General features: G+C 46.3%; 24 protein-coding genes. 22 read left to right on the top strand and 2 right to left on the bottom strand.

Annotated features, from left to right (window positions below; genetic code table 11):
- The first annotated feature begins 2 nt into the window (after positions 1-2).
- The 3 genes from BUB18_RS02715 (at position 3) to BUB18_RS02705 (ending at position 3847) form a co-directional block, all read left to right on the top strand.
- The gene (locus BUB18_RS02715; RefSeq protein ID WP_073077760.1) at positions 3-983 is read left to right on the top strand and encodes a hypothetical protein; all 981 of its coding nucleotides are present in this window, start codon (positions 3-5) and stop codon (positions 981-983) included.
- A gap of 281 nt (positions 984-1264) precedes the next feature.
- On the top strand, positions 1265-1720 hold the full coding sequence (locus BUB18_RS02710) for a protein-disulfide reductase DsbD domain-containing protein (RefSeq protein WP_073077758.1): 456 nt from the start codon (positions 1265-1267) through the stop codon (positions 1718-1720).
- 108 nt (positions 1721-1828) lie between these two features.
- Positions 1829-3847 carry a protein-disulfide reductase DsbD family protein gene (locus BUB18_RS02705; protein ID WP_073077756.1) on the top strand — a complete coding sequence of 673 codons (2019 nt, stop codon included), beginning with the start codon at positions 1829-1831 and terminating at the stop codon, positions 3845-3847.
- An 81-nt stretch (positions 3848-3928) separates the two neighbouring features.
- Here the strand turns inward: BUB18_RS02705 and hisS are convergent, their stop codons facing one another.
- Positions 3929-5278, bottom strand: a complete 1350-nt coding sequence (gene hisS / locus BUB18_RS02700; RefSeq protein WP_073077754.1) for a histidine--tRNA ligase — start codon at positions 5276-5278, stop codon at positions 3929-3931.
- 17 nt (positions 5279-5295) lie between these two features.
- Positions 5296-5736, bottom strand: a complete 441-nt coding sequence (locus tag BUB18_RS02695; protein ID WP_073077752.1) for a low molecular weight protein-tyrosine-phosphatase — start codon at positions 5734-5736, stop codon at positions 5296-5298.
- A gap of 513 nt (positions 5737-6249) precedes the next feature.
- Here BUB18_RS02695 and BUB18_RS02685 point away from each other — a divergent pair.
- The 19 genes from BUB18_RS02685 (at position 6250) to BUB18_RS02595 (ending at position 24759) form a co-directional block, all read left to right on the top strand.
- On the top strand, positions 6250-7167 hold the full coding sequence (locus BUB18_RS02685; RefSeq protein ID WP_178372070.1) for a substrate-binding domain-containing protein: 918 nt from the start codon (positions 6250-6252) through the stop codon (positions 7165-7167).
- Between the two features lie 36 nt (positions 7168-7203).
- Positions 7204-8961 carry a tetratricopeptide repeat protein gene (locus BUB18_RS02680; RefSeq protein ID WP_143159802.1) on the top strand — a complete coding sequence of 586 codons (1758 nt, stop codon included), beginning with the start codon at positions 7204-7206 and terminating at the stop codon, positions 8959-8961.
- Between the two features lie 64 nt (positions 8962-9025).
- On the top strand, positions 9026-9514 hold the full coding sequence (locus BUB18_RS02675; RefSeq protein WP_245805605.1) for an NADH-quinone oxidoreductase subunit A: 489 nt from the start codon (positions 9026-9028) through the stop codon (positions 9512-9514).
- A 24-nt stretch (positions 9515-9538) separates the two neighbouring features.
- The gene (locus BUB18_RS02670) at positions 9539-10102 is read left to right on the top strand and encodes an NADH-quinone oxidoreductase subunit B (RefSeq protein WP_073077747.1); all 564 of its coding nucleotides are present in this window, start codon (positions 9539-9541) and stop codon (positions 10100-10102) included.
- 41 nt (positions 10103-10143) lie between these two features.
- A complete protein-coding gene (locus BUB18_RS02665) occupies positions 10144-10659 on the top strand; it encodes an NADH-quinone oxidoreductase subunit C (protein WP_073077746.1) in 516 nt (171 codons plus the stop codon).
- A gap of 11 nt (positions 10660-10670) precedes the next feature.
- Complete coding sequence (locus tag BUB18_RS02660; RefSeq protein WP_073077744.1) at positions 10671-11891, top strand: NADH-quinone oxidoreductase subunit D; 1221 nt, start codon at positions 10671-10673, stop codon at positions 11889-11891.
- Between the two features lie 132 nt (positions 11892-12023).
- On the top strand, positions 12024-12515 hold the full coding sequence (locus BUB18_RS02655) for an NADH-quinone oxidoreductase subunit NuoE family protein (protein ID WP_083549284.1): 492 nt from the start codon (positions 12024-12026) through the stop codon (positions 12513-12515).
- 21 nt (positions 12516-12536) lie between these two features.
- Positions 12537-12728, top strand: coding sequence for a hypothetical protein (locus tag BUB18_RS02650; protein WP_073077740.1), 192 nt, complete (start codon positions 12537-12539; stop codon positions 12726-12728).
- A gap of 67 nt (positions 12729-12795) precedes the next feature.
- Complete coding sequence (gene nuoF / locus BUB18_RS02645) at positions 12796-14154, top strand: NADH-quinone oxidoreductase subunit NuoF (protein ID WP_073077738.1); 1359 nt, start codon at positions 12796-12798, stop codon at positions 14152-14154.
- A gap of 106 nt (positions 14155-14260) precedes the next feature.
- Positions 14261-14638 carry a GxxExxY protein gene (locus BUB18_RS02640; protein ID WP_073077736.1) on the top strand — a complete coding sequence of 126 codons (378 nt, stop codon included), beginning with the start codon at positions 14261-14263 and terminating at the stop codon, positions 14636-14638.
- Positions 14639-14871: 233 nt separating this feature from the next.
- Positions 14872-15969: an NADH-quinone oxidoreductase subunit G gene (locus BUB18_RS02635; RefSeq protein WP_073077734.1), complete on the top strand. Its 1098-nt coding sequence runs from the start codon at positions 14872-14874 to the stop codon at positions 15967-15969.
- Positions 15970-15995: 26 nt separating this feature from the next.
- Positions 15996-17039 carry an NADH-quinone oxidoreductase subunit NuoH gene (gene nuoH, locus BUB18_RS02630; RefSeq protein ID WP_178372069.1) on the top strand — a complete coding sequence of 348 codons (1044 nt, stop codon included), beginning with the start codon at positions 15996-15998 and terminating at the stop codon, positions 17037-17039.
- A 51-nt stretch (positions 17040-17090) separates the two neighbouring features.
- On the top strand, positions 17091-17600 hold the full coding sequence (gene nuoI, locus BUB18_RS02625; protein WP_073077732.1) for an NADH-quinone oxidoreductase subunit NuoI: 510 nt from the start codon (positions 17091-17093) through the stop codon (positions 17598-17600).
- A 46-nt stretch (positions 17601-17646) separates the two neighbouring features.
- On the top strand, positions 17647-18141 hold the full coding sequence (locus BUB18_RS02620) for an NADH-quinone oxidoreductase subunit J family protein (RefSeq protein WP_073078418.1): 495 nt from the start codon (positions 17647-17649) through the stop codon (positions 18139-18141).
- 42 nt (positions 18142-18183) lie between these two features.
- The gene (nuoK, locus tag BUB18_RS02615) at positions 18184-18501 is read left to right on the top strand and encodes an NADH-quinone oxidoreductase subunit NuoK (protein ID WP_073077731.1); all 318 of its coding nucleotides are present in this window, start codon (positions 18184-18186) and stop codon (positions 18499-18501) included.
- 56 nt (positions 18502-18557) lie between these two features.
- Positions 18558-20456: an NADH-quinone oxidoreductase subunit L gene (gene nuoL / locus BUB18_RS02610; protein WP_073077729.1), complete on the top strand. Its 1899-nt coding sequence runs from the start codon at positions 18558-18560 to the stop codon at positions 20454-20456.
- 33 nt (positions 20457-20489) lie between these two features.
- Positions 20490-21923: a complex I subunit 4 family protein gene (locus tag BUB18_RS02605; RefSeq protein ID WP_073077727.1), complete on the top strand. Its 1434-nt coding sequence runs from the start codon at positions 20490-20492 to the stop codon at positions 21921-21923.
- A 23-nt stretch (positions 21924-21946) separates the two neighbouring features.
- Complete coding sequence (locus BUB18_RS02600; protein WP_073077725.1) at positions 21947-23317, top strand: NADH-quinone oxidoreductase subunit N; 1371 nt, start codon at positions 21947-21949, stop codon at positions 23315-23317.
- 164 nt (positions 23318-23481) lie between these two features.
- On the top strand, positions 23482-24759 hold the full coding sequence (locus BUB18_RS02595) for an ABC transporter permease (protein ID WP_073077723.1): 1278 nt from the start codon (positions 23482-23484) through the stop codon (positions 24757-24759).
- Positions 24760-24781 lie beyond the last annotated feature (22 nt).

Genomic DNA, 24781 nt, shown 5'->3' with positions numbered 1-24781 from the left:
CTGTGATAAAATTTTTCCGTTCCGGCAATCCGCTTACGGTATTGCTGTTGTTGATATACACACTCGTTGTAAAGTTTTTCTATCTGCTGCATCCGTCCACCTACCTGGCCGACGGTTCAGAAGGATTGCTATATAAACTGATCGTAAAATGGCTGCATAGCTTTGCAGGGGATAGCCCGTTGTTCTTCACGTCGCTGGCTATTTTGCTGATTTTGGTGCAGTCGCTGCTGTTTACAAAAATCGTAAACCATCACCGGTTGTTTGCCAAGCCTACCTACCTGCCGGCGATGGCTTATCTCCTGTTTACCTCCATGCTGCAAAGCTGGAATGTATTCTCCCCGGGCCTGCTGGTAAACCTGATTATGCTGTGGGTAGTGTCCAGTATAACGTCGTTGTATACACGTACATCCGCCAGGGATGTGGTTTTTAATATTGGATTTGCCATCGGCATCTGCGGATTGCTGTATTTCCCTTCGGTTATTTTTTGCCTGTTATTGCTGGTGAGCATGCTGATCATGCGTGCGTTCCGGCTGGCAGAGTGGATCATCGCCTTGCTGGGGTTGATTTGCCCACTTTACCTGATGGGTACTTATTTGTTTCTCACCAACCAGATCGCTTTACTGCGCATGATACCCAACATCGGGTTTTCATTGCCAATGATCACGGATTATAAGGTGTGGGGCGCCATGGTGGCCTGTTTGCTCTTCTTTTTCCTCGGATGGCTGTTGTTGCAGCGGCCGTTGAAGAAAATGCTGATCCAGGGCCGCAAAATCTGGGCAGCCCTCATTGTATACGTGGCGGTAGCCGTGCTGATTCCATTCTTCGGTATTCATTTTTCCCCTGCTTACTGGGTGCTGGCGGTATTGCCTGTTTCCATCTTTGCCGGCAACGTTTTCTGGTGCATCCCCAGCGATGCCTTTGCTAACATCGTGCATCTCATGGCCTTCGCATATGTGATAGTTATGCAATATTTCAGCAGATAATCATTTTTTAAGCACCTGATACTCAATATTTTGTTATTTCCGGATGAACGGCAATGGAAAATTGCGAGCGGCGAAGTAATTTTGTGCTTTCCTAGTAGATTTGTCAGGGAGATATTAATATCGCCTGACCACGGGAAACCAGTGATTTAGATAGTAAAAGTTTGGCAGCATTATTGAATATTATGATGTAAACGAAGCCATCCATAAGCGCTAAATCCCAAATAAAAGCTTGATAAACAACAATTAATAAATCGAACCACCAACCAATTAAAAAGCTAAGTATGAAGAAGTTATTAACAGCTATGGTTTTATTCGCCTTGCCTTTTCTGGCAAGTGCTCAGATAGAGAATCCGGTAAAATGGAAATTCAGCTCAAAGAAGATTGACGCTACCACTTACGAACTGCACATGACAGCTACCATCGATGCCGGCTGGCACCTGTACGCACAGGAAGCTGGTGAAGGTCCTGTTCCAACCACTTTCAAAATTGCTAAAAACCCGCTGGTAACACCGGTAGGTAAAATCCAGGAAGTAGGTAAACTGCACAAAAACTTCGATAAAAACTTCAACTCTGAACTGAAATACTACGAAAACACTGTTGACTTTGTACAGAAAGTAACCGTTAAAGGTAAAGCTGCCAACAAAGTGAAAGGTTCCGTTGAGTTCATGGTTTGTGACGATCATCAGTGCCTTCCTCCAAAAGAAACTGAGTTCGTAATCACCGTTGGAGGTAAATAAGTTGCATCCTCTACTTACGTATAAAAGAGTTTTATCAAACGAGTTCCACTTAACTGGAACTCGTTTGTTGTTTAGTTTCTGAAGTATTATTTAAAGCCTATTGACTTTATGAAGCATTTGCTTTCATTTCTGATACCTGTTTTAGCAATATTTGGATTAAGTGCCAACGCACAGGATCAGAGCCCGAAACCAGTGAAGTGGGAGTTTTCCGCTGAAAAGAAAAACGACACTGAATATACCTTGCACTTAAAAGGCGTGATCGAAAAGGGGGTACAGCTGTACTCCACAACCATGGGGGACGATGCGCCTAATACCCGTGTAGTGCTCGACAGCACTGCAGGTACAATTACCGGCATCACCGAAAAAGGGCAGCTTTTAAACAAAAAAGAGCCCCTGTTCGACAATGTGGAGGTAAAATATTTCGAGAATGAAGTAGAACTGGTAGCTGATGTTAAAGCTGCTGCAGGTGCCGCTAAGCTCTCCGGTTCCGTGAACTACATGGCGCTGAAAGGGGAAGAGGTGCTCTCTGAAGAAGCCACATTTGAAGTAGAACTGCCTGGCGCTGCCGCTAACACAGCAGTTGCTGCCACCGGCGACGCTGCTGCCGGCGATGTAGCGGATGACGATGCTTCTAACAAATCACTGCTGTGGATTTTCCTGGCCAGCTTTGGTGGTGGCTTCATCGCACTGATCACTCCCTGCGTATTCTCCATGATTCCTATTACGGTAAGCTTCTTTACCAAAAGAAGTGCAACCAGGGCACAGGGCATCAAAAATGCGTTTATCTATTCCCTGTCTATCATCATTATTTACACCTTCCTGGGTTTCCTGATCACCAAAATTTTTGGTGCGGGCGCCCTGAACTCGCTGGCAAGTAATGGGATAGCAAACTTTATATTCTTTGTGATCTTCCTGCTGTTCGCATTCTCCTTTCTGGGAGCATTCGAAATCAGCCTGCCTAGCAAATGGGCAAACGTATCAGATTCCAAAGCCGGCATGGGCAGCTTCATGGGTATTTTCTTCATGGCCCTTACCCTGGCTATCGTTTCCTTCTCCTGCACCGGTCCTATCCTGGGTAACCTGTTAGTACTGGCAGCAAAAGGAGGTAACACCGGTCCGTTGGTTGGTATGTTCGGATTTTCACTGGCGCTGGCAATCCCCTTCTCCCTGTTTGCCCTGTTCCCTAGTTTGCTGAATAAAATCGGTAAATCAGGTGGATGGCTGAATGCGGTAAAAGTAGTACTGGGCTTCCTGGAGCTGGCCCTGGCGCTGAAATTCCTGTCGAACGTGGACATGGCCTACCACTGGAACCTGCTGGACAGAGAGATCTTCCTGGCACTGTGGATTGCCATCTTTGGTTTGCTGGGTATTTACCTGCTGGGTAAACTGAAATTGAGTCACGATAGCGATGTGCCTTACCTGTCAGTAACCCGCCTGTGCTTTGCGATCATCACTTTTACTTTCGTGGTGTATATGATTCCTGGTATGTGGGGTGCTCCGCTAAAAGGTATCTCCGGATTCCTGCCGCACGAAGGTTCTCAGGACTTCAATCTTAACCGCAGCCTGATTGATATCCAGGCATCGCTGGAAAGCGGTGGCGGTGGTGGCGGCCAAAAATCCGACGCCCTGACTATCAAGCCTAAGAAACTGGTAGGCATTCTGCACTCTGAAATTCCGGGAGTGGAAAACGTATTCTTTGATTATGAGGAAGCGCTGGCTGCTGCCAAAGAAGCTAAAAAGCCGCTGATGCTCGACTTTACCGGTCACACCTGTGTGAACTGCCGTAAGTTTGAAAAATCAGTGCTTTCCAGCCCTAAAGTGATGAAGATCCTGCGTAACGACTTCGTAGTTGCTTCCCTGTACACTGATGAGAAAACCAAGCTGCCTGAGAATGAGCAGTATGTGTCTAAATTTGACGGTACGAAAGTGACGAATGTAGGCCTGCTGAACCAGGACCTGGAAGCGTCTAAATTCAACAGGAACTCCCAGCCTTATTATATCCCGGTTGACCTCACAGGTAAGCCGTTGGCAATGAAAGGTTATGGTTATGATCCGAAGGAAGATGTGGATGCATTTGTGCAGTATCTGGAAGCTGCAAAAGCGGAATTTGCGAATCGAAATAAATAATAAAAAATAAAGCCGGCCACGTGGCCGGCTTTATTTTTATACGACACGCTGGTGTCGGTTGCGGCGAAACCGCCAGTTAATTTAGAAATTGTAGTTTACTACATCTGCTCCTGCCACCTTCTCCTGCTGACCTGTGGTCAGGTTTTTCACACTCACATTATTCTCCAGCAGTTCTGATTCGCCGATAATGGCTACATAAGGAATACCCCTTTTATTGGCATATTTCATCTGTTTATCCATTTTGGCAGATTCCGGATATATCTCAGCAGCGATGCCTTTGGCGCGCAGCGCCTGTACATGTTTAAAGGCGGCTACCGCATTTGCTTCACCGAGATTGAGGAAAATTACCTTGGTAGATTGCTGGGCAGTTTCAGGGAAGAGATTCAGTTCTTCCAGCACGTCGTAGATACGGTCTACGCCGAAGGAGATGCCAACGCCGGAGATACCTTTGAGGCCGAAGAGGCCGGTGAGGTCGTCGTATCGGCCGCCGCCACCTATACTACCCATTTTTACGGTGGCTGGTGCTTTGACCTCCACGATCATACCCGTGTAGTAGTTCAGGCCCCGGGCGAGGGTAACATCAATGATGGGCTCGTTATTAAAGGTGGTGAGGCCGGAGTTGAGGACAAATTTTAATTCTTCAATTCCTTTAAGGCCAGTGGCGCTGCTTTGCAGCAATTCAGCCAGTTGATTTAATTTTTCTTCGTTGGTACCACCTATTGTAAGGAACTTTTCGATTGTATTAATATCGGCATCGCTTAATCCGCGGTCGCTCAGCTCTTTACGTACCCCTTCTGCACCAATTTTATCAAGTTTATCGATGGAAATGGTAATGTCTGTCAGGAGTTCCTGTTTCCCGATTACTTCTGCCAGGCCGGAAAGGATTTTACGGTTATTGACGCGCAGTTCCACACCGGCCAGACCGAGGCTGGTGAATACTGCATCGTAGATGAGCAGGAGTTCTACTTCGTTTACGAGGGAATTGCTGCCTACCACGTCCGCATCGCATTGGTAAAACTCGCGGTAGCGGCCCCGCTGTGGGTTATCGGCGCGCCATACCGGCTGCATCTGATAGCGTTTGAAGGGCAGCGCAATATCATTCTGGTTCATCACTACGAACCGGGCAAACGGGATGGTAAGGTCGTAACGCAGGGCTTTTTCGCTGACAGCGGCTACGAGTTCCCTTGTGTTTGTGGCTTTTTCGGCTTTTTCGAAGATGTTACCGTTGTTTAATACTTTAAACATCAGTTGATCACCTTCATCGCCGTATTTACCTGTCAGTGTGGATAAGTTTTCCATGGCAGGTGTTTCCAGGGGCTGAAATCCGTACAGTTCAAATACCTGGCGGATCGTCTGGAAAATATAGTTTCGCTTTCTTACGATCACCGGGCCGAAGTCGCGGGTACCTTTGGGAATGCTGGGTTTGCTCATTTATAGAAAGTTGAGTGTTATTGTTCTTTATTTATGATTCGTTCGCAGGCCTTGAAAATCAATTCATATACTGGTGCAAACATTTTATCGTCAAAGTAGGGGTCTGGTACTTCCTGTTCGTCTTCCAGGAGAAAATGGACTTTCTGGCGATCGGCTTCATGGCGTGCTTTGTTTATTACGTTGTTATAATTGCTGCGGTCCATGACGTAGATGCGGTCGAAGCGGTCAAAGTCGCTGGTAGAGAACTGCTGGCCTCTGTGGCTGGAAATGTCGATACCATTCCTTTTGGCAATGAGGGTAGAGCGCTTATCCGGCGCGTCGCCTATGTGCCAGTTGCCGGTACCGGCGGAGTCGATTTCCCAGTGGGTATGTTTACTGCTGGCAGCCAAATGGCGCATCACGCCCTCCGCAAGGGGGGAGCGACAAATATTTCCAAGGCAGACCATTAAAATTTTCATGTTAAAGAAATTGAAATTCTGGCCGCAAACCTACAAGATATTATGGAAACCTGCATTGATTTGCATCTATATAAAAGAAATCTGGTATAATGGACGAAATTTCTCAATAAAAAATACGAATTGTTGAAAAAATGACTCAAATTGCCGCTGGATGTACAATTGCGCGGTTATTTAGCAGGTTTTTTTAACAAACTTCTAAAAGATCATATGCCGGATTAAAAAATATTTTTTTGTATAATTGTAAATCGCAACCATAGATGATGCAGGACGAACAAAACAAACGCACGGATAACAGGTATAGACCTATAGGCGAATTAGTTAGAGGGTTATTTTTTATTCTCTTCGGTCTTTTCGCGATTTTCGCGCGACAGTTAGGCTTAGGAGAGTTCCGTTTATCACCGCAGTGGATGACTATATTAGGAGTTGTACTCTGTATTTACGGTCTCTTTAGAGTTATTAATGGCGCAAGAAAATTATTTTAAAACAAAATATAAGCGAAAGGAGGTTTGTTTTATGAGATTTTTCAATGTTACTAAGACCATGGCCCTGGGCCTGGCAATGGGTGCACTTGTATTCTCTGCCTGCAACAGTAATCCAAACAAAAAGAAACTGGATACACCAACTGAGGGAACCATTCACATTACGGTGGATGAGTCGTATCAACCTCTGATTGAAGCGGAAATAAAGGTTTTCGAGTCATTGTATCCAAAGGCAAAAGTGATTGCTGAATACAAGCCCGAAGCGGAATGTTTTAAAGATTTGCTGAATGATAGTGCAAGACTGATCATTGTTACGAGGGAATTTAATCAGGAAGAGAAAGATTATTTTCAGAAAATTAACATAAAACCTCGTAGTTTACTCCTCGCCTGGGATGCTTTGGCATTAATTGTGAATCATAGTAATCCGGATTCCATCCTCACAATGGACCAGGTAAGAGCGATAATGGATGGTTCGGCAACCGACAGAAAGTGGCAACTGGTGTTTGATAATGCCAACTCAAGCACCGTACGCTATATCAGAGACTCCATAAACAAAGGAAAAGCTTTACCGGCCAACACCATGGCGGCTAAAACTAACCCGGAAGTGGTGGATTATGTGACAAAAAATAAAGATGCCATGGGAGTAATAGGTGTTAGCTGGATTGCTGATCCAAACGATTCCCTTTCTCTGGCCTTTACCAATGATGTAAGCGTAGCCAAGTTACGTGCAGATGGCTACTCCGAATTTGTGAGGCCTCACCAGGCTTACATAGCAACAGGCAGTTATCCGCTTAAACGTGGATTCTTTTATTGCCTGAAGGAACCGTACAATGGATTGGGTTCGGGGTTTGCCACATTTTTAGGAAGTTACGAGGGACAGCTGGTGATTAAGCAGTTCCGGTTATTTCCGGCCAGATTGAATGTAGTATTTCGAGAGGCCAACCTGAAGTAGAAAAACACAACTAAAAATTAAAAAATCAGATTGCAAATGAACAGACGGAAAAGTTTACTCGTAGCAATGCTTTGCGCTGCATCCAGCAGCGTGATGGCTCAATCTGTTGAAGATGGATTGAAAGACCTGTACTACGGCAAAAATCTGTCCGCAAAACAGAATTTTGAAAAAGTAATTGGTGCGAAGCCAACAGAAGACAAAGCCTATTATTACATGGGTATAGCACAACTGGCCATGGGTGATGAGGCTGGTGCTGCGGCCACTTTCCAGAAAGGTTTGCAGGCTGTTCCTACCTCTGCTTTACTGCAGGTGGGTATGGGCCGTATTGACCTGATCAAAGGAGATGCTGCTGCTGCCAAACAAAAATTTGAAGCTGCAAGCGCTGCTACCCAGGGTAGAGATGGTGACGTTGCTCGTGCAATCGCCGATGCCAGCAGCGAAATTAAAGGTGGTGACCGCGCCTATGCACTGTCAGTAATGGAAAAATTACTGAACAATGAAGGCCGCAAGAAAAAAGAAGTATATAATCCAACCCCTGCCGACTATATCGAACTGGGTGATGCTTACCGCTTCCTCGGTGGAGAAAATGGTGGTAAAGCGATTACCACATACGAAAAAGCGCTGGAGCTGGATCCTAACAATGCAGAAGCGGTACTGAAACAAGGTCTGGTTAATTACAATGCCCGCCTCTTAGAAGAAGCAGTAGCAGATTGGACCAAAGCAACAAATATGGACCCCAAATATGCACCAGCATATTATGAGTTGTTCTTATTCTATACCACTCCTAAAAAGAAACAATTAGATTGGGATAGAGCTGCCGGTTACCTGCAGAAATATATGGAAGTAGCTGACCCTGCGGATAAAGCCAAACTGCAGTACCTGGATGCTTCAGTGGCCTTCTTCAAAAAAGATTACGACGCAGCGATCACTAAAGGTAACGCAGCGCTCGCTACCGCTAACGAAGAAACTGCTGATAAACTGAACCTCCTCGTAGGTGATGCTTACCTGCAGAAGGGTGATTCCCTGAACGCTAAGAAAGTAATGGATGCCTATGCTACTAAAGCTGGTGAGGGCAAACTGACTGTTCAGGATTATAAACTGATGAGCACCATCTACCTGCGTCTGAAAGATGCGGATTCTGCTACCCAGGCCGGTTACACAGATAAAGGTCTGAACTACCTGGAGAAGTTCGCATCTATGGATACCACCAAAGATGTGGAAGCTTACAACGCTGTTGCTGAAGCTTACAAATCTGCCCGCAAATACGATAAAGCAGGTGATTGGTACGTAAAAGCAAATGATCTGCGCGTAGCTAACAAAGAAACCCTGCAGGCAATTGATTTCTACCTGCCGGCTCAGATGTACTATTACGCTGGTGCTACTGCAAAACCAATCGATACTACACTGCTGAACAAATCAGATGAGCTGTATGGTAAAATGATCGAAGCTAAACCAGACTATGTCGCTGGTTACTACTACAGAGGTATGGCTAACTACGCTAAAGACCAGCAGGGTCAGAGCGGTGTTGCTAAACCTTACTTCGAGAAATACATCGAAACCGCAGGTGCTGATCCGGCCAAATACAAAACTAACCTGATCAACGCTTACACTTACATGCTGCTGTATTACTACAATAAAGAAGACAAAGAGAATATCAACACATTCGCTGATAAACTCCTGTCTGTAGATCCTAACAGCGTAACCGTAAAAGAAATCAAAGAAAACATGGCTGCACGCGAAAAACCTGCCAAACCAGCAGGTAATGGTGCCAAAACAGCAGCCAGCAACAAGTAATTAACTTATCTTGTTATAAACAAAAAACCCTCTGAACTTCAGAGGGTTTTTTTGTTGCTGGTTAATGAAAAAATCTAATATTTTAAAAGTTTATTCATTTGATATTTGGTTTAGTTACAGTATTTTTGCGCATTCGGTCAATATTTTTATCGGGAAGCTTATGTATACAGAAACTGAACTTTTGTCAGCAACGACGCCCTTCAGCTATTTCCCTATTGTACTGCAATTACTTGCTGCTCTAGGTTTCGTTGGAATAACCATGCTCGCCACCCATTTTTTGGGGCCAAAACGTAAAACGGAGGATAAGCTCATTAACTTTGAGAGCGGAATCGAGCAAAAAGGAAATGCCCGCCAGCCGGTAGCCATCAAATACTTTCTTACAGCCATCCTCTTTGTGCTATTTGATGTGGAAGTAATCTTTTTTTATCCCTACGCTGTTAATTTCAGAGATCTTGGTTGGGAAGGATTTACTGCCGTATTGATGTTTGTCGGATTTTTCCTCTGCGGATTTATTTATATCGTGAAGAAGGGTGCTCTTAAATGGGAAGACTAATCTTAAATCATTAAAATTAATACCATGCCTCGTCCGGTTCAATATAATACTAATGTGAAGATGGTGGAAATCCCTGAGGGATATTCCGGTGAAGGATTTTACGCCACATCTTTTGATAAAGTCATAGGTCTGGCCCGTAAAAATTCCATCTGGCCGCTGCCTTTTGCCACTTCCTGCTGTGGAATTGAATTCATGGCAACCATGGCAGCAACATACGACATGGCGCGTTTTGGTGCTGAACGTATGGCGTTTACACCACGCCAGTGCGACCTGCTGATGGTGATGGGTACCATTTCAAAAAAAATGGGTCCGATCGTACGCCAGGTATACCTGCAAATGGCTGAACCCCGTTGGGTAATGGCAGTAGGTGCCTGTGCCTCCAGTGGTGGTATTTTCGATACTTACTCCGTTCTTCAGGGTATTGACCAGGTGATCCCGGTGGACGTTTACGTGCCAGGATGCCCTCCAAGACCAGAAGGTATTATCGATGGGTTTATGCGTATCCAGGACCTCGTGCATAACGAAGGCCTCCGCCGCCGTAACTCAGAGAAATACCGTGAACTGATGGAATCATACGGTATCAAATAACCGAAGAACAGGTAAATCGTTAACGTAAATTATTCTTGTTAATGTCTTTAACAAACGAACGCATACAGCAACGCCTTACGGAGAAGTTTGGAGATGTGGTCACCGGCTACGAAGAGCCGTATGGCATGCTCACCTTCACTGCACAACGCGAATCCAATCTGAAAGTAATGCAATTCCTGTTTGATGATGAGGAATTGCGTTTTCAGTTTTTGACAGATATCACTGCCGTTCACTATCCGGAAAGGAAAAATGAAGAACTGGCCGTAATCTACCACCTGCACAACTTCGTGGACAACGTACGTATCCGCATGAAAGTTTTTGCACCGGTTGCTGCACCTAAAGTATACACCGCTACCAGCCTGTTTCTCTCTGCAAACTGGATGGAGCGCGAAACATATGACTTTTTCGGGATCGACTTCGTTGGTCACCCTAATCTGAAACGTATCCTAAACGTGGACGAAATGACTTATTTCCCCATGCGTAAGGAATTCCCGCTCGAAGACTCCATGCGTATCGACAAAGACGATGAGATGTTTGGTCGCGGCGGAAACATTTAATACTTAAGGATATGCTAGACCAGAAACAACACGTAAACCTGCCGCAAGGCTCCATAGAAAAAACAACTACCACACTGAACCTGGGTCCTACCCACCCGGCTACACACGGTGTGTTCCAAAATATTCTGGAAATCGACGGTGAACGTATCGTTAGCGCCGAATCTACAGTGGGTTATATCCACCGCGCTTTCGAAAAAATCGCTGAACGCCGCCCTTACTACCAGATCACTCCACTCACAGATCGCCTCAACTACTGCTCTTCCCCCATTAATAACATGGGCTGGCATCTGACCGTAGAAAAACTCCTTGGTATCGAAGTCCCTAAACGTGTTGATTACCTCCGCGTAATTATCATGGAACTGGCCCGCATCGCCGATCACCTGATCTGTAATGCGGTAATGGGCGTGGATACAGGTGCACTCACCGGGTTCGTATACCTGATGACCTACCGCGAGTTGATCTATGAAATTTATGAAGAGATCTGTGGCTCCCGACTCACTACCAATATCGGCCGTGTAGGTGGTTTCGAAAGAAACTTTACCCCTGTGGCATGGGAGAAAATTCACCGCTTCCTGGAAGAATATCCAAAAGCACTGAAAGAATTCGAAACCCTCCTCACCCGCAACCGTATCTTCATCGAACGTACGCAAGGGGTAGGTGGAATCGACGCTAAACGCGCCATGAGCTACGGCTTTACCGGTCCTAACTTACGCGCGGCAGGTGTGGATTACGATGTACGCGTGGCTACACCGTACTGCTCTTATCAGGATTTCGACTTCACCGTGCCGGTAGGTACCACCGGAGACTGTTACGACCGCTACCTCGTCCGTAACGCCGAAATGTGGGAGAGTATCAGCATTATCCGCCAGGCAGTGGAAAAACTGAAAGACCTGCCGGATGATGTATACCATGCAAAAGTACCTGAGTTTTACCTGCCTCCTAAACAGGACGTATATACGAAAATGGAAGCGCTCATCTATCACTTTAAAATTGTGATGGGTGAAACCGATATTGTACCTGGAGAAGTATACAGCTCTGTAGAAGGTGCCAACGGTGAATTAGGCTTCTACCTCATCAGTGATGGTGGCCGCAGCCCTTACCGCCTGCACTTCCGCCGTCCATGCTTCATTTACTACCAGGCATATGCCGAACTGGTACAAGGCGCTATGATCTCAGATGCGATCATTTGTATGAGTAGCCTCAACCTGATTGCAGGTGAGCTGGATGCGTAGTGATACGAAGTCTGTTTAAAAGTTCTTTAGTCTTGTTGTTTCATATGTCGGGAGATATTAGCTGCAGCTGCATTTACATCTCCCTAAAAAAGAAAGACGACAAGTTTATTCAATTATAAATTATCAATAGCTGTGGTTCAATTTTCTGAAGAGAAACTGAATAAAGTAAAAGAGATCATCGCACGCTATCCGGAAGGAAAGCAGAAAAGTGCGCTGATACCAGTGCTTCACCTGGCACAGGAATCATTTGGTGGGTGGTTGAGCGCAGAAACGATGGACTATGTAGCCTCGCTGCTGCAGATCAAACCTATCGAAGTATATGAAGTAGCAACGTTCTACAGCATGTTTAACCTGACGCCTGTTGGGAAATACCTGTTTGAAGTTTGTCAGACTGGTCCCTGCATGGTGAGCGGTTCCGATAACATCATTGAGTACATCAAATCCAAACTGGGTATTGGTGTTGGTGAAACCACCCCTGATGGCATGTTTACACTGAAACTGGTGGAATGCCTCGGCGCCTGCGGTTATGCTCCGATGATGCAGCTGGGTAAGCATTACCGGGAACACCTGACGCCTGCGAAAGTGGATGAAATCATCGCTGAGTGCAGAGCAAAGGCGAACTAATTCCAGTTTAAAAAAATACCCATGAGGTTATTGACAGGTTTACTACTGCAAAATAAGTTCTTCATTATCGAAACCATATTGCTGATGGGGTTATTCACAGCTTTGTGGAGAATTGAGAATGCTTTTGTTTCCTTTGTTTTCGGCGTTAGCGCCGGATACCTGTTGTACCGCCTTGGCAACCGCATCGCAAAGCGGGGAGCCAGCAGAGCCTGATGGTCTTTAATCTATACTAAAATCTGTTGATGACAGCAGCTGTTGTTATCAATCTATAAGGAAGAAAATGGGACGCAAATTACTTTTAGAAAACGCACATATTGAAGGCATCCGGTATTACGATACTTACCGGAGAAACGGCGGTTATGCTGCAGCTGAAAAAGCGCTGAAAAGCATGGGGCCTGAAGCTGTTCTGGAAGAAGTGAAAAAGAGTGGCCTCAGAGGTCGTGGTGGTGCCGGCTTCCCTACCGGTATGAAATGGAGCTTCATTGCCAAGCCTGAAGGTGTTCCCCGTTACCTCGTTTGTAATGCGGATGAATCTGAGCCCGGTACTTTTAAAGACCGCTACCTCATGGAATTTATCCCACACCTGCTGATCGAAGGGCTGCTGATCTCCAGCTTCACCCTCGGAGCAAACGCTTGCTACATCTATATCCGCGGCGAATACGCCTGGATTCCTGATATCCTGGAACAAGCCATCGCCGAAGCGAAAAATAATGGCTGGCTGGGTAAAAACATTCAGGGTACCGGTTTTGACCTGGAAATATATGTACAACGCGGTGCCGGTGCTTACATCTGCGGTGAAGAAACTGCGCTCATCGAATCCCTGGAAGGTAAACGCGGTAACCCACGTATCAAACCTCCGTTCCCGGCTGTAAAAGGCCTCTGGCAGTGCCCTACAGTGGTAAACAACGTTGAAACCCTCGCAGCAGTAGTACCAATCATTAAGTACGGCGGCGATGAATATATTAAACTCGGTACAGGTAAATCTACCGGTACCAAACTGATTTCTGCCTGCGGTAATATCAACAAACCAGGGGTATACGAAATCGAAATGAATATCTCTGTGGAAGAATTCATCTTCTCTGATGAATACTGCGGTGGTATCAGAAACGGTAAACGTCTGAAAGCATGTATCCCGGGTGGTTCTTCCGTACCGGTGCTGCCTGCCAACCTGCTGCTGAAAACAGCGAAGGGTGAAACCAGGATGATGACCTATGAAAGCCTGGCTGATGGCGGTTTCGCAACCGGCTCCATGTTGGGTTCCGGCGGTTTCATCGTGATGGACGAAGACCAGTGTATCGTTAAAAACACGCTCACTTTCGCACGCTTCTATCACCACGAAAGCTGTGGTCAGTGTAGCCCTTGCCGTGAAGGTACCGGCTGGATGGAAAAAGTGCTGAAAAATATAGAAACAGGTAAAGGTAAGATGAGTGATATCGACCTGCTCTGGGACATCCAGCGCAAGATCGAAGGTAACACCATCTGCCCGCTGGGAGATGCGGCAGCATGGCCGGTGGCAGCAGCTATCCGCCACTTCCGTGACGAGTTTGAATGGCATGTGAAAAATCCGGAAGAAGCGCAGCGCCGCAACTTCGGTTTAGCGCATTATGCTGATCCGTTGCCGGTTGCGGCTACAGTTTAGGAAATGGAGTAGATCTTTTTTGCTCGCAAAGCAGCATAAGCAGCAAAGGAGTTTGATAAGAAATTTGTTTGTTTTCAGAATTTGTTAACCTTTTAATTATTCATCCATGACTGAAAATGAAATCTCGAAAGAGATTGTAGATCTTTGTTTTCATTTGCACCAGCGGTATGGACCTGGTTTGTTTGAATCGGTTTACCATCGATTACTTGTATATGAACTCGAAAGGAATGGTTTCTTTGTCAGGACAGAAGTGGGAGTCGATATTGAACATGATGAAATCATTATTGAAAATGCTTTCAAAGCGGATATTATAATTAACAATAAAGTTATTGTTGAAATTAAAAGCTTAAAAGCATTGGAAGAGGTTCATTTCAAACAGCTCTATACATATCTCAAATTATCTGAGATAAAACTCGGATTATTAGTGAATTTCAATGTTAAGCTGATAAAAGATGGGATACACCGTGTCGTGTGCAATTTGTAATATAACACTAAGGAAAAGTTCAATGGTTTAACAACAAAAGAATAGAGATAAAATTCGTTTTTATCTCTATAATCGGAACTTAATCAACAAAACATAATCCTTAGCTGCTTAGCTGCTTATGCTGCTTTGCGTGAAAAAAAGACAAAACACAATCCTCGCTCCTGGCCCAATAAGCTATCTGCGAGAAAAAAATAAAAGGAAGCGCTCGCACTGCGAGTATAAAAATCAAAACAATGGCGGAGGAAAAAAAATTATTCAAGGTTAAGATCGATAACATCTCCGTGGAGGTCGAACCAGGTACTACCATTTTGAATGCAGCACGTGGTATTGGAGGAGATGTAGTGCCACCGGCTATGTGTTACTATTCCAAACTGCAGGGTAGTGGTGGTAAATGCCGTACCTGCCTGGTAAAAGTGACGAAAGGTTCAGAAGCGGATCCGCGCCCTATGCCTAAACTGGTAGCCAGCTGCCGTACTACTGTAATGGATGGTATGGAAGTAGCCAATATCACCTCTCCGGAAGTACTGGAAGCCCGCAAAGGCATCGTGGAATTCCTGCTCATCAACCACCCGCTGGATTGCCCGGTGTGTGACCAGGCTGGTGAGTGCGACCTGCAGGACCTCAGCTACGAACACGGCGCTGAAGGTACCCGCTACGAATTTAAACGCAGAACATTTGATAAAATAGATCTCGGTGATCATATCCAGCTGCACATGACCCGCTGTATCCTCTGCTACCGTTGCGTATTCACAGCGGATCAGCTGACAGCATCACGTGAGCACGGTGTACTCGACAGAGGTGATCACTCCCAGATCAGCACTTATATCCAGAATAACCTGGACAATGATTTCATCGGTAACGTAATCGATGTTTGTCCGGTAGGTGCGCTCACCGATAAAACGGCACGTTTCAAAAACCGTGTATGGTTCCTCAAACCTGTGGATGCTCACCGCAATTGCGATAATCCTAAATGCTGCGGTAAAGTGGCACTCTGGATGCGTGGTGATGAAGTATTCCGCGTAACCGCCCGCAAAGACCAATACGGTGAAGTGGAAAACTGGATCTGTGATACCTGCCGCTTCGAAAAGAAAGACGTAAAAGATTGGACCATAGAAGGACCTCGTAAGATTGACCGCCACAGCGTTATCTCTCAGGGTCACTATGTAAATACCGTGAAACCGAAAGACCCGCTTGTAGAAGTACTGGATGGCCGCCAGCCAAAACTGCTGTTCGATATCCATACGCAGAGTGAGGTAAACAGGCCTACCATCGACCTGTCGAAGATCGACGGACCGGCACACTCTGACGATTTCAATAAATCTCAATCGTAATTTGTAATTCGTAATCGTATTTGGAAATGACGTTATTAAGTATAGACTGGTTTTTCTTAATTGAAAAGATTCTCCTTATCTCAGGAGTATTGGTCCTTTCGCTGGTAGTGGCAATGTACTCTACCTGGGGCGAAAGAAAGGTAGCTGCCTGGATCCAGGATCGCCTTGGTCCTAACCGTGCGGGTCCTATGGGGTTACTGCAACCACTGGCAGATGGAGGTAAACTTTTCTTTAAAGAAGAAATCATTCCTACCAATTCCAACAGGTTCCTGTTCATCCTCGGCCCGTCCATCGCTATGTTGGTGGCCTGTATGACCAGCGCCGTTATTCCATGGGCCGATACCATTACCATCGCCGGCCGTCAGATCTCCCTGCAGGTAGCAGATGTAAACATCGGTATCCTGTTCATTTTCGGCGTGGTGAGTATGGGTGTTTACGGTATTATGATTGGTGGTTGGGCATCTAACAACAAATTCTCTCTCCTGGCATCTGTACGTGCTGCCTCCCAGATCATCTCCTACGAGTTGCCTATGGGCCTGGCGCTGATCGCGCTGCTGATGCTGACCGGCACTCTGAGCCTGAAGGAAATCGTGGAACAACAACGTGCCGGACTCTGGAACGTAGTATATCAGCCCCTGGGCTTCCTGATCTTCCTGATCTGTGCTTTTGCAGAGTGTAACCGTACTCCTTTCGACCTTCCGGAAGCAGAGAACGAGCTGAATGGTGGTTACCACCTGGAATATTCTTCCATGAAACTCGGCTTCTTCCTGTTCGCTGAATATATCAACATGTTTATCAGCTCCGCCCTGATGGCAACCCTGTACTTCGGTGGTTATGCTTATCCAGGAATGGATAAACTGGGCCTGAGCGAAAACATGCTGGCACTGACCGGTTTCCTGGCACTGTTCATCAAAACCCTCCTGTTTATTTTCTTCTTTATGTGGGTGCGCTGGACTATTCCGAGATTCCGTTATGATCAGCTGATGCGCCTGGGCTGGAGAGTACTGATTCCGCTGGCATTGGCTAACATGCTGATCACCGGAGCAGTTGAATTATTACGTCATCATTAATTAAATATTTGCCTGCCGTGTAACAGCGGCAGGACTTAAATAGCATTCATTATGCAAACTTTAACCAATAGGGCAAAACCGGTAGATCGCAGACCCATGACTTTCATGGAGAAGATGTATATCCCTGCGATTGCAAAAGGAATGGGTATCACCCTGAAACACCTTTTTCAACGTAAGGCTACCGTTAGCTTTCCAGAGAAGAAACGTCAGTTCAGCCCTGTATTCCGCGGATTACATGTATTGAACAGAGATGAAGAGGGGCGTGAAAGATGCACTGCCTGCGGCCTTTGTGCGGTTGCTTGTCCTGCCGAAGCTATAACCATGGAAGCGGCGGAAAGAAAACCGGGAGAAGAGCACCTGTATCGTGAAGAGAAATATGCTGCCCGTTATGAGATCAACATGTTGCGTTGCATCTTCTGCGGTTTCTGTGAAGAAGCCTGCCCGAAAGATGCCGTTTATATGTCAGAAACTTTTGCGCCTGCCATGTACGAGCGTAAAGGCTTTATCTACGGTAAGCAGGATCTGCTGATTCCGAATCCAAAGACATCTTCCGGTAAATAATTTTCGTCCAAAAAAAATACAATAGTCAAACATAGCAGAGATGGGAATGAGTATACAACAAATAATTTTCATGGTGCTGTCGTTAGTAGCGCTGGTATCGGCGCTGGGCGTGGTATTGAGCAAAAATCCTGTATCAAGCGTATTATGTCTGATTGTGACATTCTTCGCTATTGCCGGACATTATATCATGCTCAATGCTCAGTTCCTGGCCGTAGTACATATCATCGTGTACGCGGGAGCCATCATGGTATTGTTCCTTTATGTAATGATGCTGATGAACCTGGATGCAGACATTGAACCGCAGAAACGCAACTGGCTGAAATATGCCGGAGCTGTGAGCGGAGGTGCTTTACTGGTAGTACTGGTAGCCGCCCTGCGCGACGCCAGCATGCCGGCACTCAGTGAGTCATCCGTGGAAATAGGACTGATTCACAACCTGGGAAAACTACTGTTTACACAGTATGTAGTACCATTTGAGATTAGCAGCATCCTGTTCCTGAGTGCAATGGTAGGTGCAGTAGTTATTGGTAAAAAAGACTGATCTTACCAGGTCAGCATAATTCGTAAAACGTAATTCATTTTTATGCCTGTTCAATATTACATATTCCTGAGTATCGCCCTGTTTTGTATTGGTGTGATGGGAGTGCTGATGCGCAGAAACGCCATCATCATCTTTATGTGCATAGAGCTGATGTTAAACGCGGTAAACCTGCTGCTGGTAGCCTTCTCCAAAATGTGGGCAGATGCCGGAAAAGTAGATGCCGGTTCAGCGCAGTTGTTCGTGTTTTTTATCATGGTGGTAGCCGCTGCTGAAGTAGCAGTTGGTCTGGCCATTATTACAATGGTCTACAGAAATACACACTCCGTAGATATAAACATTCTTAACAGGCTGAAAAATTAATAATTCTCCTCCTTCATAATTATTAATTATTTCGACGTCGTAAATAGAATTGATAAATGATTAATCTAGTTTGGCTGGTACCATTTTTACCATTATTAGGTTTCCTGGTGAATGGATTGGGACGCAGATTTTTATCCAAGTCCCTCGTAGGGTTTGTTGGAAGTAGTACGGTGTTGGCTGCCTTTGTGGTGAGCTTAATGATCTTTTTCCAGGTGAAAGCTGATGGATTTACCGCACAGGTAGTGAACCTGTTCGATTTCATCTCCGTTGGTTCCCTGCATATTCCTTTCGCATTTCAGGTAGATCAGCTCAGTGCCCTCTTCCTGCTGATCATTACCGGTGTTGGTACTTTGATCCATATCTATTCCACTTCCTACATGCACGATGAGAGCAATGAGAGCTTCGCAAGATATTTTGCTTACCTCAACCTCTTCGTGTTCTCCATGCTGATCCTGGTGCTGGGCGCCAATTATGTGATGATGTTCATCGGATGGGAAGGTGTAGGTCTTTGTTCTTATCTCCTGATCGGATTCTGGTTTAAAAACACCAGTTATAATAATGCTGCCAAAAAAGCATTTATCATGAACCGTATCGGTGACCTCGGCTTCCTGCTGGGTATCCTCTTCATGATCATGCAGTTTGGTACCGTAACATTCCCTGAAGTATTCAGCAAAGCAGCGCCGCTGGGCATGAACAGTCCTGTGCTGGGTGCCATTGCCATGCTGCTGTTTGTAGGTGCCATGGGTAAATCAGCGCAAATTCCGCTGTATACCTGGTTGCCGGATGCGATGGCGGGTCCTACCCCGGTATCTGCCCTGATCCACGCTGCTACCATGGTTACCGCCGGTATCTACATGATTGCACGCAGCAACGTGATCTATACGCTGGCACCATGCATTCAGACAGTAGTGGCCATCATTGGTTTGGCTACTGCGGTGTTTGCAGCTTCTATTGCACTGAAACAAAACGATATTAAGAAAGTATTGGCTTACTCCACCGTGAGTCAGCTGGGTTATATGTTCCTGGCCCTCGGCGTAGGTGCCTATGGAGCAGCCGTTTTCCACGTGATGACGCACGCATTCTTTAAAGCGCTGTTGTTCCTCGGTTCCGGTTCCGTGATCCATGCAATGGGTGGCGAACAGGATATCCGTAAAATGGGTGGCCTTAAAAAGTATATGCCTACCACCAACTGGACTTTCCTGATTGGTTGTATCGCTATCGCTGGTATCCCCGGATTTTCCGGCTTCTTCTCCAAAGATGAAATTCTGGCCCATGCATTTGGTGTAAACATCTCCTATTACGTGATAGGCTTGATTGGTGCACTGATGACGGCTTTTTATATGTTCCGCCTGTACTACATCACTTTCTGCGGACAATTCCGCGGTACACATGAACAGGAGCATCACCTGCATGAAAGTCCTGCTGCCATGACAGTTCCTCTGATTGTGCTGGCTATCTTATCTGTGGTAGGTGGTTATGTAGGTATGCCTGAAGTATTTGGAACCAAAAACTTCCTGGCCGAATACCTGGCACCGATTTTTGCGCCGAGTGCGCCTTTCGCGGTTACGCACCATCTGTCGCACAGCACTGAATGGCTGCTGATGGGACTGAGTTCTGTACTGGTGATTGTAATGATACTGCTGGCACGTCAGAAATTCGTGAACTACCAGGATACCGGTGCTGAAAATACCGGCCTCGCTAAAGTACTTGAAAACAAATGGTATATAGATGAACTCTATGACGCAGTGATCGTTAAACCACTGTATGAACTGAGCCGCTTCTTCCGTGATACGGTTGAAAAAGCTGGTATCGACAGGCTGGTGAACGGTGTAGGTCGCGGTGTAAAATGGGGTAGCCAGCAGCTCCGGTTAGTACAAACCGGTAATGTAGGTTTCTACATCTTTGCCATGGTGATCAGTATGATCGTATTATTTGTGATCGGATTCTTATTATAAACCAATAGCAGAAGTTACAAGCGCAGATAAATTATGTTGACAGTTTTATTAATATTGATTCCTTTCATCGCGGGCCTTATCGCATTTGGCCTGAAGGGGTCCGGGCCTAAAGTGCTGGCGGTGATTTCATCCCTGGCAACGGTGGCAACAGCAATTGGTGCATGGTGCCGCTTAGGTACTGCACCCGACAGTTTGAGCTTCACAGCCAACTGGATCCCTCAGCTGGGAAGTCAATTCAGGGTAGGTTTAGACGGAATGGGCATGATGCTGTGCTTATTAACAGCCATCGCTTTTCTGCTTGTTTTTATTGCCATCTATAACCGCAACTACGAATCTTCCAACAGTTTTTATGGACTCCTGCTGCTTTCACAGGCGGGCCTTACCGGCGTATTTACCGCTTATGATGCCCTGCAGTTCTATATCTTCTGGGAGCTGGCGCTGATTCCTGTTTATTTCCTCTGCTCACTGTGGGGAGGTGATAAGCGTATAGCCGTTACGTTTAAATTCTTTGTTTATACATTCCTCGGGTCACTGCTGATGCTGGTAGGTATCATCTACCTGTATACACAGAACCCTGATCACTCCTTCAGCTGGGAATCCTTCACCAACCTGCACCTCGGTGCAGATCAGCAGAACTGGCTGTTCTGGCTCTTCTTTGTAGCCTTTGCCATCAAGATGCCGGTGTTCCCTTTCCATACCTGGCAGCCGGATACTTATGAGCAGTCGCCTACTCCTGTAACCATGATCCTTTCCGGTATTATGGTGAAAATGGGGCTGTTTGGTGTAATCCGCTGGCTGGTGCCGGTACTGCCTGAAGGCGTTCACATGTGGGCAGATGTAGCCATCGTGCTTTCCATCATCGGTATCATCTATGCTTCCTGCATTGCTATGGTACAATCGGACCTGAAGCGCCTGATCGCTTACTCTTCCATCGCCCACATCGGCCTGATGAGTGCAGCTATCTTCTCCCATACCGAACAGGGTATGCAGGGTGTGCTGCTCCAGATGTTTAACCACGGTATCAACATCATCGGCTTGTGGATTATCGTTGAGATCATCCAGCAGCGTTTCAACATCAAAAATATGGACGAGCTGGGAGGCATTGCGCAGAAAGCTCCGCGTATGGCCATCTTCCTGGTTATTATCAGCCTGGCAAACATCGGCTTACCACTGACCAACGGTTTCGTAGGTGAGTTCCTGATGTTCAGCGGTCTGTTCCAATATAATCACTGGTTTATGGCAGTGGCCGGACTGGGTATCATCCTGGCTGCGGTGTATACACTGAACATGATCCAGAAGGTAATGTTCGGTAACGCGAATGCATTAACAGAAACTACAACCGACTTACAGCCTGCAGAAGTGCTGGCTTTGAGCCTGGTGGTTGCTATCATCCTGATCCTGGGTGTTTATCCAAAACCAATCCTGGACCTGGTAAGCAACACAACTGCTGTAGTTCTTAAATTTTAATCGGGGTTTTGTAACGCAAAAATATGAATGCACTAATTTCTACTGCTTTATCGGGCGTTGTACTGATGTTCGTTGGTTTATTTGCACGTAAGCAGCACATTAAATTTTTTGCCATAGCGGCCATTATTATAGCTTTTATAGCTAACCTGGCACAGTATCCATCTGTGGAGCTGGGCGGCTATACTATGTTTGGCATGATTGAAGTGACTAAATTCAGCATAATATTCAATGCAGTAGCTATTGGGTCCACGCTGTTGTATTTCCTGTTGTCGGGTAGCGAGTTTGAAAAGGTGGGAGAGCACGTGGCGGATTATTTCGCACTGGTGTTCTTTATCCTCGCCGGTATTTCACTGGCAGCCACTTTCAGCAACCTGCTGATGTTGTTTCTGGCCATTGAGATTATGTCGATACCACAGTATATCCTTGCTGGTAGCGATAAAAAGAACCTGAAGAGCAACGAAGCTGCACTGAAATACTTCCTGATGGGATGTTTTTCTACCGGTGTATTGCTGATGGGTATCACGCTGATCTATGGTTCTGCCGGTACTTTCGAGATTGCTTCACTGGGCCTCGGCGCTGAAAACGTTTCACCGCTGGCACTGTGCGGTACCATACTGGTTGCTTTTGCACTGGCATTTAAAGTATCCGCTGTTCCTTTCCACTTCTGGACACCAGATGTATACGATGGTTCACCTACCGTTTTCACCTCCTTTATGGCTACGGTGGTAAAAGCCGGTGGTTTCATCGCGTTTGTTCGCCTGTTTCACGTTGGCTTCGGCGGCGGAGAAATCAGCAGCCACTGGATGCTGTTACTGGCCATCATTACCGCGCTGACCCTCGTATTGGGTAACTTTACTGCTGTGTTCCAGCAGAGTGTGAAGCGCATGCTCGCTTACTCCTCTATCGCACAGGCAGGTTTCATGATGTTTGCGGTAATTGCAATGAACCTCGCAGCGGCCCAGGGTATTGTGCTGTATGCTGCTGCCTATAGCATCGCTACCATCGGTATCTTCGCGGTACTGCTGCGTTTAAAAGATTATACCTTCGAAGGATTCAACGGCCTGGCTAAGAAAGAACCAGTGCTGGCTTTTGCGGTAACAGTATTCCTGTTTTCACTGGCAGGTATCCCGGTTACGGCCGGCTTCTTCGCTAAATACTTCGTACTGGCTGCAGCTATCCAGCAGGGCCACCTGCTCTGGCTGGTGATCCTGGCGGTACTTTGCGCTGCCATCAGCGTATACTATTACTTCAGAGTGATCATAGCCATGTACTTCAAACAGGGCGAGCCTCAGGTAGAGCCGGTTTCCGGTGGCTTCAAAGCCGGTCTGATCTTCACCGTGATCCTCGTGCTGGCACTCGGTTTATTCCCGAACCTGCTGCTCTGCTGGCTGTAATTCAAATATTACTACCGCAAAACCCCCGGTTTTGCGATGATACTAAAAAGGAAGACTGGTGCCGAAGGCACCAGTCTTCCTTTTTTTATACCGATCAACCACTAATCCCAAATAACCTCGGATCGAATGCATTATTATATTAACTTTACTATTAACCCGTATTTATGCAATCCCGAGATATATTTTCACTGGCATATCGTTCCGTTACCGGTAATAAACTCCGAACCGGGCTCACTGTAGCAATCATCGCACTGGGTATTACTGTGCTGGTGGGCATTCTTACTGCTATCGACAGCATGAAGAACAGTATTTACAGCAGTTTCGCCATGATGGGCGCCAACAGCTTCAGTATCCGCAACCGCGATATCCAGGTACGCATGGGCGACGACAGTGAAAAAGCCTCAAAAGGGAACAAAAACCAGAAAAAAGTAAAAAAATCAAACAGTAACAAGGTGATATCCTACCAGGATGCCGTACGTTTTAAGGAACGTTACCACTTCCCCGCTGAGGTGAGCATCAACTTCAGGGCCTCCGGCATTGCCACTGTTTATAAAGATGATAAGAAAACAAATCCCAACGTGACCGTCATTGGCGGGGATGAAAACTATCTCAAGGTGGCCAGTTACGAAGTGGCCGAGGGAAGGAACTTTAACACCCTCGATGTGGAATCCGGCCGAAATGTAGCCATCCTGGGAAAAGACGTGGCGGAAAAACTTTTTGGCAAAAAGCTGAAGAACGTAGTGAATAATACCGTGCGGGTGGGAGATGTGCGCTACCGGGTAATCGGCGTGCTCGCCTCCAAAGGAAGTAGTGCCATGATGAGCCAGGACAACGTAGTACTGACTACGGTCAACAATACACGAAGAATTTTTAACCGGCCTAATGCCTCCTACCAGATAGGCATCGCCGTAAAAGATATCAGCCAGATGGAGCCCGCACAAGGGGAAGCTATCGGGCTTTTCCGTATTATCCGTGGTCTTGCTGTAAACGAGGCTGACAACTTCGTGATCAGCAAAAGCGATAGTATCGCAGAAATGCTGTTTTCCAGTCTCAGTAAAGTAAATCTCTTCGCAGTAGCCATTGCCTTTATCACCTTGTTTGGCTCCGCTATCGGACTCATGAACATCATGCTTGTATCGGTGGCCGAACGTACCCGCGAAATCGGCGTCACCAAGGCCCTGGGAGCCACCAGTAAAGTGGTGCGCCAGCAGTTCCTGTACGAAGCCATTATCATCAGTGTGATGGGTGGGGTGATCGGTGTATTGGTAGGCATGCTCTTCGGCAACGTAGTGTCGTTACTGTTAGGTTCTCCATTTATCATCCCATGGCTATGGATCTTTATCGGTGTAAGTCTCTGCGCCATCGTGGGCCTGATCTCCGGCATCTACCCGGCTTATAAAGCCTCCAAACTGGATCCGATTATCGCCCTGCGGTACGAATAACAATCTTCCGTTTACTACTTCT

Origin of the sequence: Chitinophaga jiangningensis, assembly GCF_900142605.1 — a bacterium.
GTDB lineage: Bacteria > Bacteroidota > Bacteroidia > Chitinophagales > Chitinophagaceae > Chitinophaga > Chitinophaga jiangningensis.
This window is presented reverse-complemented; position numbering and strand designations above follow the sequence as displayed.

Bases quoted from the DNA above. Each gene is read 5' to 3' on its own strand.
- BUB18_RS02670 (WP_073077747.1), top strand. From the start codon at position 9,539: ATGCCTCGTCCGGTTCAATATAATACTAATGTGAAGATGGTGGAAATC.
- BUB18_RS02685 (WP_178372070.1), top strand. From the start codon at position 6,250: ATGAGATTTTTCAATGTTACTAAGACCATGGCCCTGGGCCTGGCAATG.
- nuoI (WP_073077732.1), top strand. From the start codon at position 17,091: ATGCAAACTTTAACCAATAGGGCAAAACCGGTAGATCGCAGACCCATG.
- BUB18_RS02710 (WP_073077758.1), top strand. From the start codon at position 1,265: ATGAAGAAGTTATTAACAGCTATGGTTTTATTCGCCTTGCCTTTTCTG.
- BUB18_RS02665 (WP_073077746.1), top strand. From the start codon at position 10,144: ATGTCTTTAACAAACGAACGCATACAGCAACGCCTTACGGAGAAGTTT.
- BUB18_RS02600 (WP_073077725.1), top strand. From the start codon at position 21,947: ATGAATGCACTAATTTCTACTGCTTTATCGGGCGTTGTACTGATGTTC.
- BUB18_RS02635 (WP_073077734.1), top strand. From the start codon at position 14,872: ATGGCGGAGGAAAAAAAATTATTCAAGGTTAAGATCGATAACATCTCC.
- BUB18_RS02675 (WP_245805605.1), top strand. From the start codon at position 9,026: ATGAAAAAATCTAATATTTTAAAAGTTTATTCATTTGATATTTGGTTT.
- BUB18_RS02660 (WP_073077744.1), top strand. From the start codon at position 10,671: ATGCTAGACCAGAAACAACACGTAAACCTGCCGCAAGGCTCCATAGAA.
- nuoF (WP_073077738.1), top strand. From the start codon at position 12,796: ATGGGACGCAAATTACTTTTAGAAAACGCACATATTGAAGGCATCCGG.
- nuoH (WP_178372069.1), top strand. From the start codon at position 15,996: ATGACGTTATTAAGTATAGACTGGTTTTTCTTAATTGAAAAGATTCTC.
- nuoL (WP_073077729.1), top strand. From the start codon at position 18,558: ATGATTAATCTAGTTTGGCTGGTACCATTTTTACCATTATTAGGTTTC.
- BUB18_RS02640 (WP_073077736.1), top strand. From the start codon at position 14,261: ATGACTGAAAATGAAATCTCGAAAGAGATTGTAGATCTTTGTTTTCAT.
- BUB18_RS02695 (WP_073077752.1), bottom strand. From the start codon at position 5,736: ATGAAAATTTTAATGGTCTGCCTTGGAAATATTTGTCGCTCCCCCCTT.
- BUB18_RS02705 (WP_073077756.1), top strand. From the start codon at position 1,829: ATGAAGCATTTGCTTTCATTTCTGATACCTGTTTTAGCAATATTTGGA.
- BUB18_RS02680 (WP_143159802.1), top strand. From the start codon at position 7,204: ATGAACAGACGGAAAAGTTTACTCGTAGCAATGCTTTGCGCTGCATCC.
- BUB18_RS02595 (WP_073077723.1), top strand. From the start codon at position 23,482: ATGCAATCCCGAGATATATTTTCACTGGCATATCGTTCCGTTACCGGT.
- nuoK (WP_073077731.1), top strand. From the start codon at position 18,184: ATGCCTGTTCAATATTACATATTCCTGAGTATCGCCCTGTTTTGTATT.
- BUB18_RS02605 (WP_073077727.1), top strand. From the start codon at position 20,490: ATGTTGACAGTTTTATTAATATTGATTCCTTTCATCGCGGGCCTTATC.
- BUB18_RS02650 (WP_073077740.1), top strand. From the start codon at position 12,537: ATGAGGTTATTGACAGGTTTACTACTGCAAAATAAGTTCTTCATTATC.
- BUB18_RS02620 (WP_073078418.1), top strand. From the start codon at position 17,647: ATGAGTATACAACAAATAATTTTCATGGTGCTGTCGTTAGTAGCGCTG.
- hisS (WP_073077754.1), bottom strand. From the start codon at position 5,278: ATGAGCAAACCCAGCATTCCCAAAGGTACCCGCGACTTCGGCCCGGTG.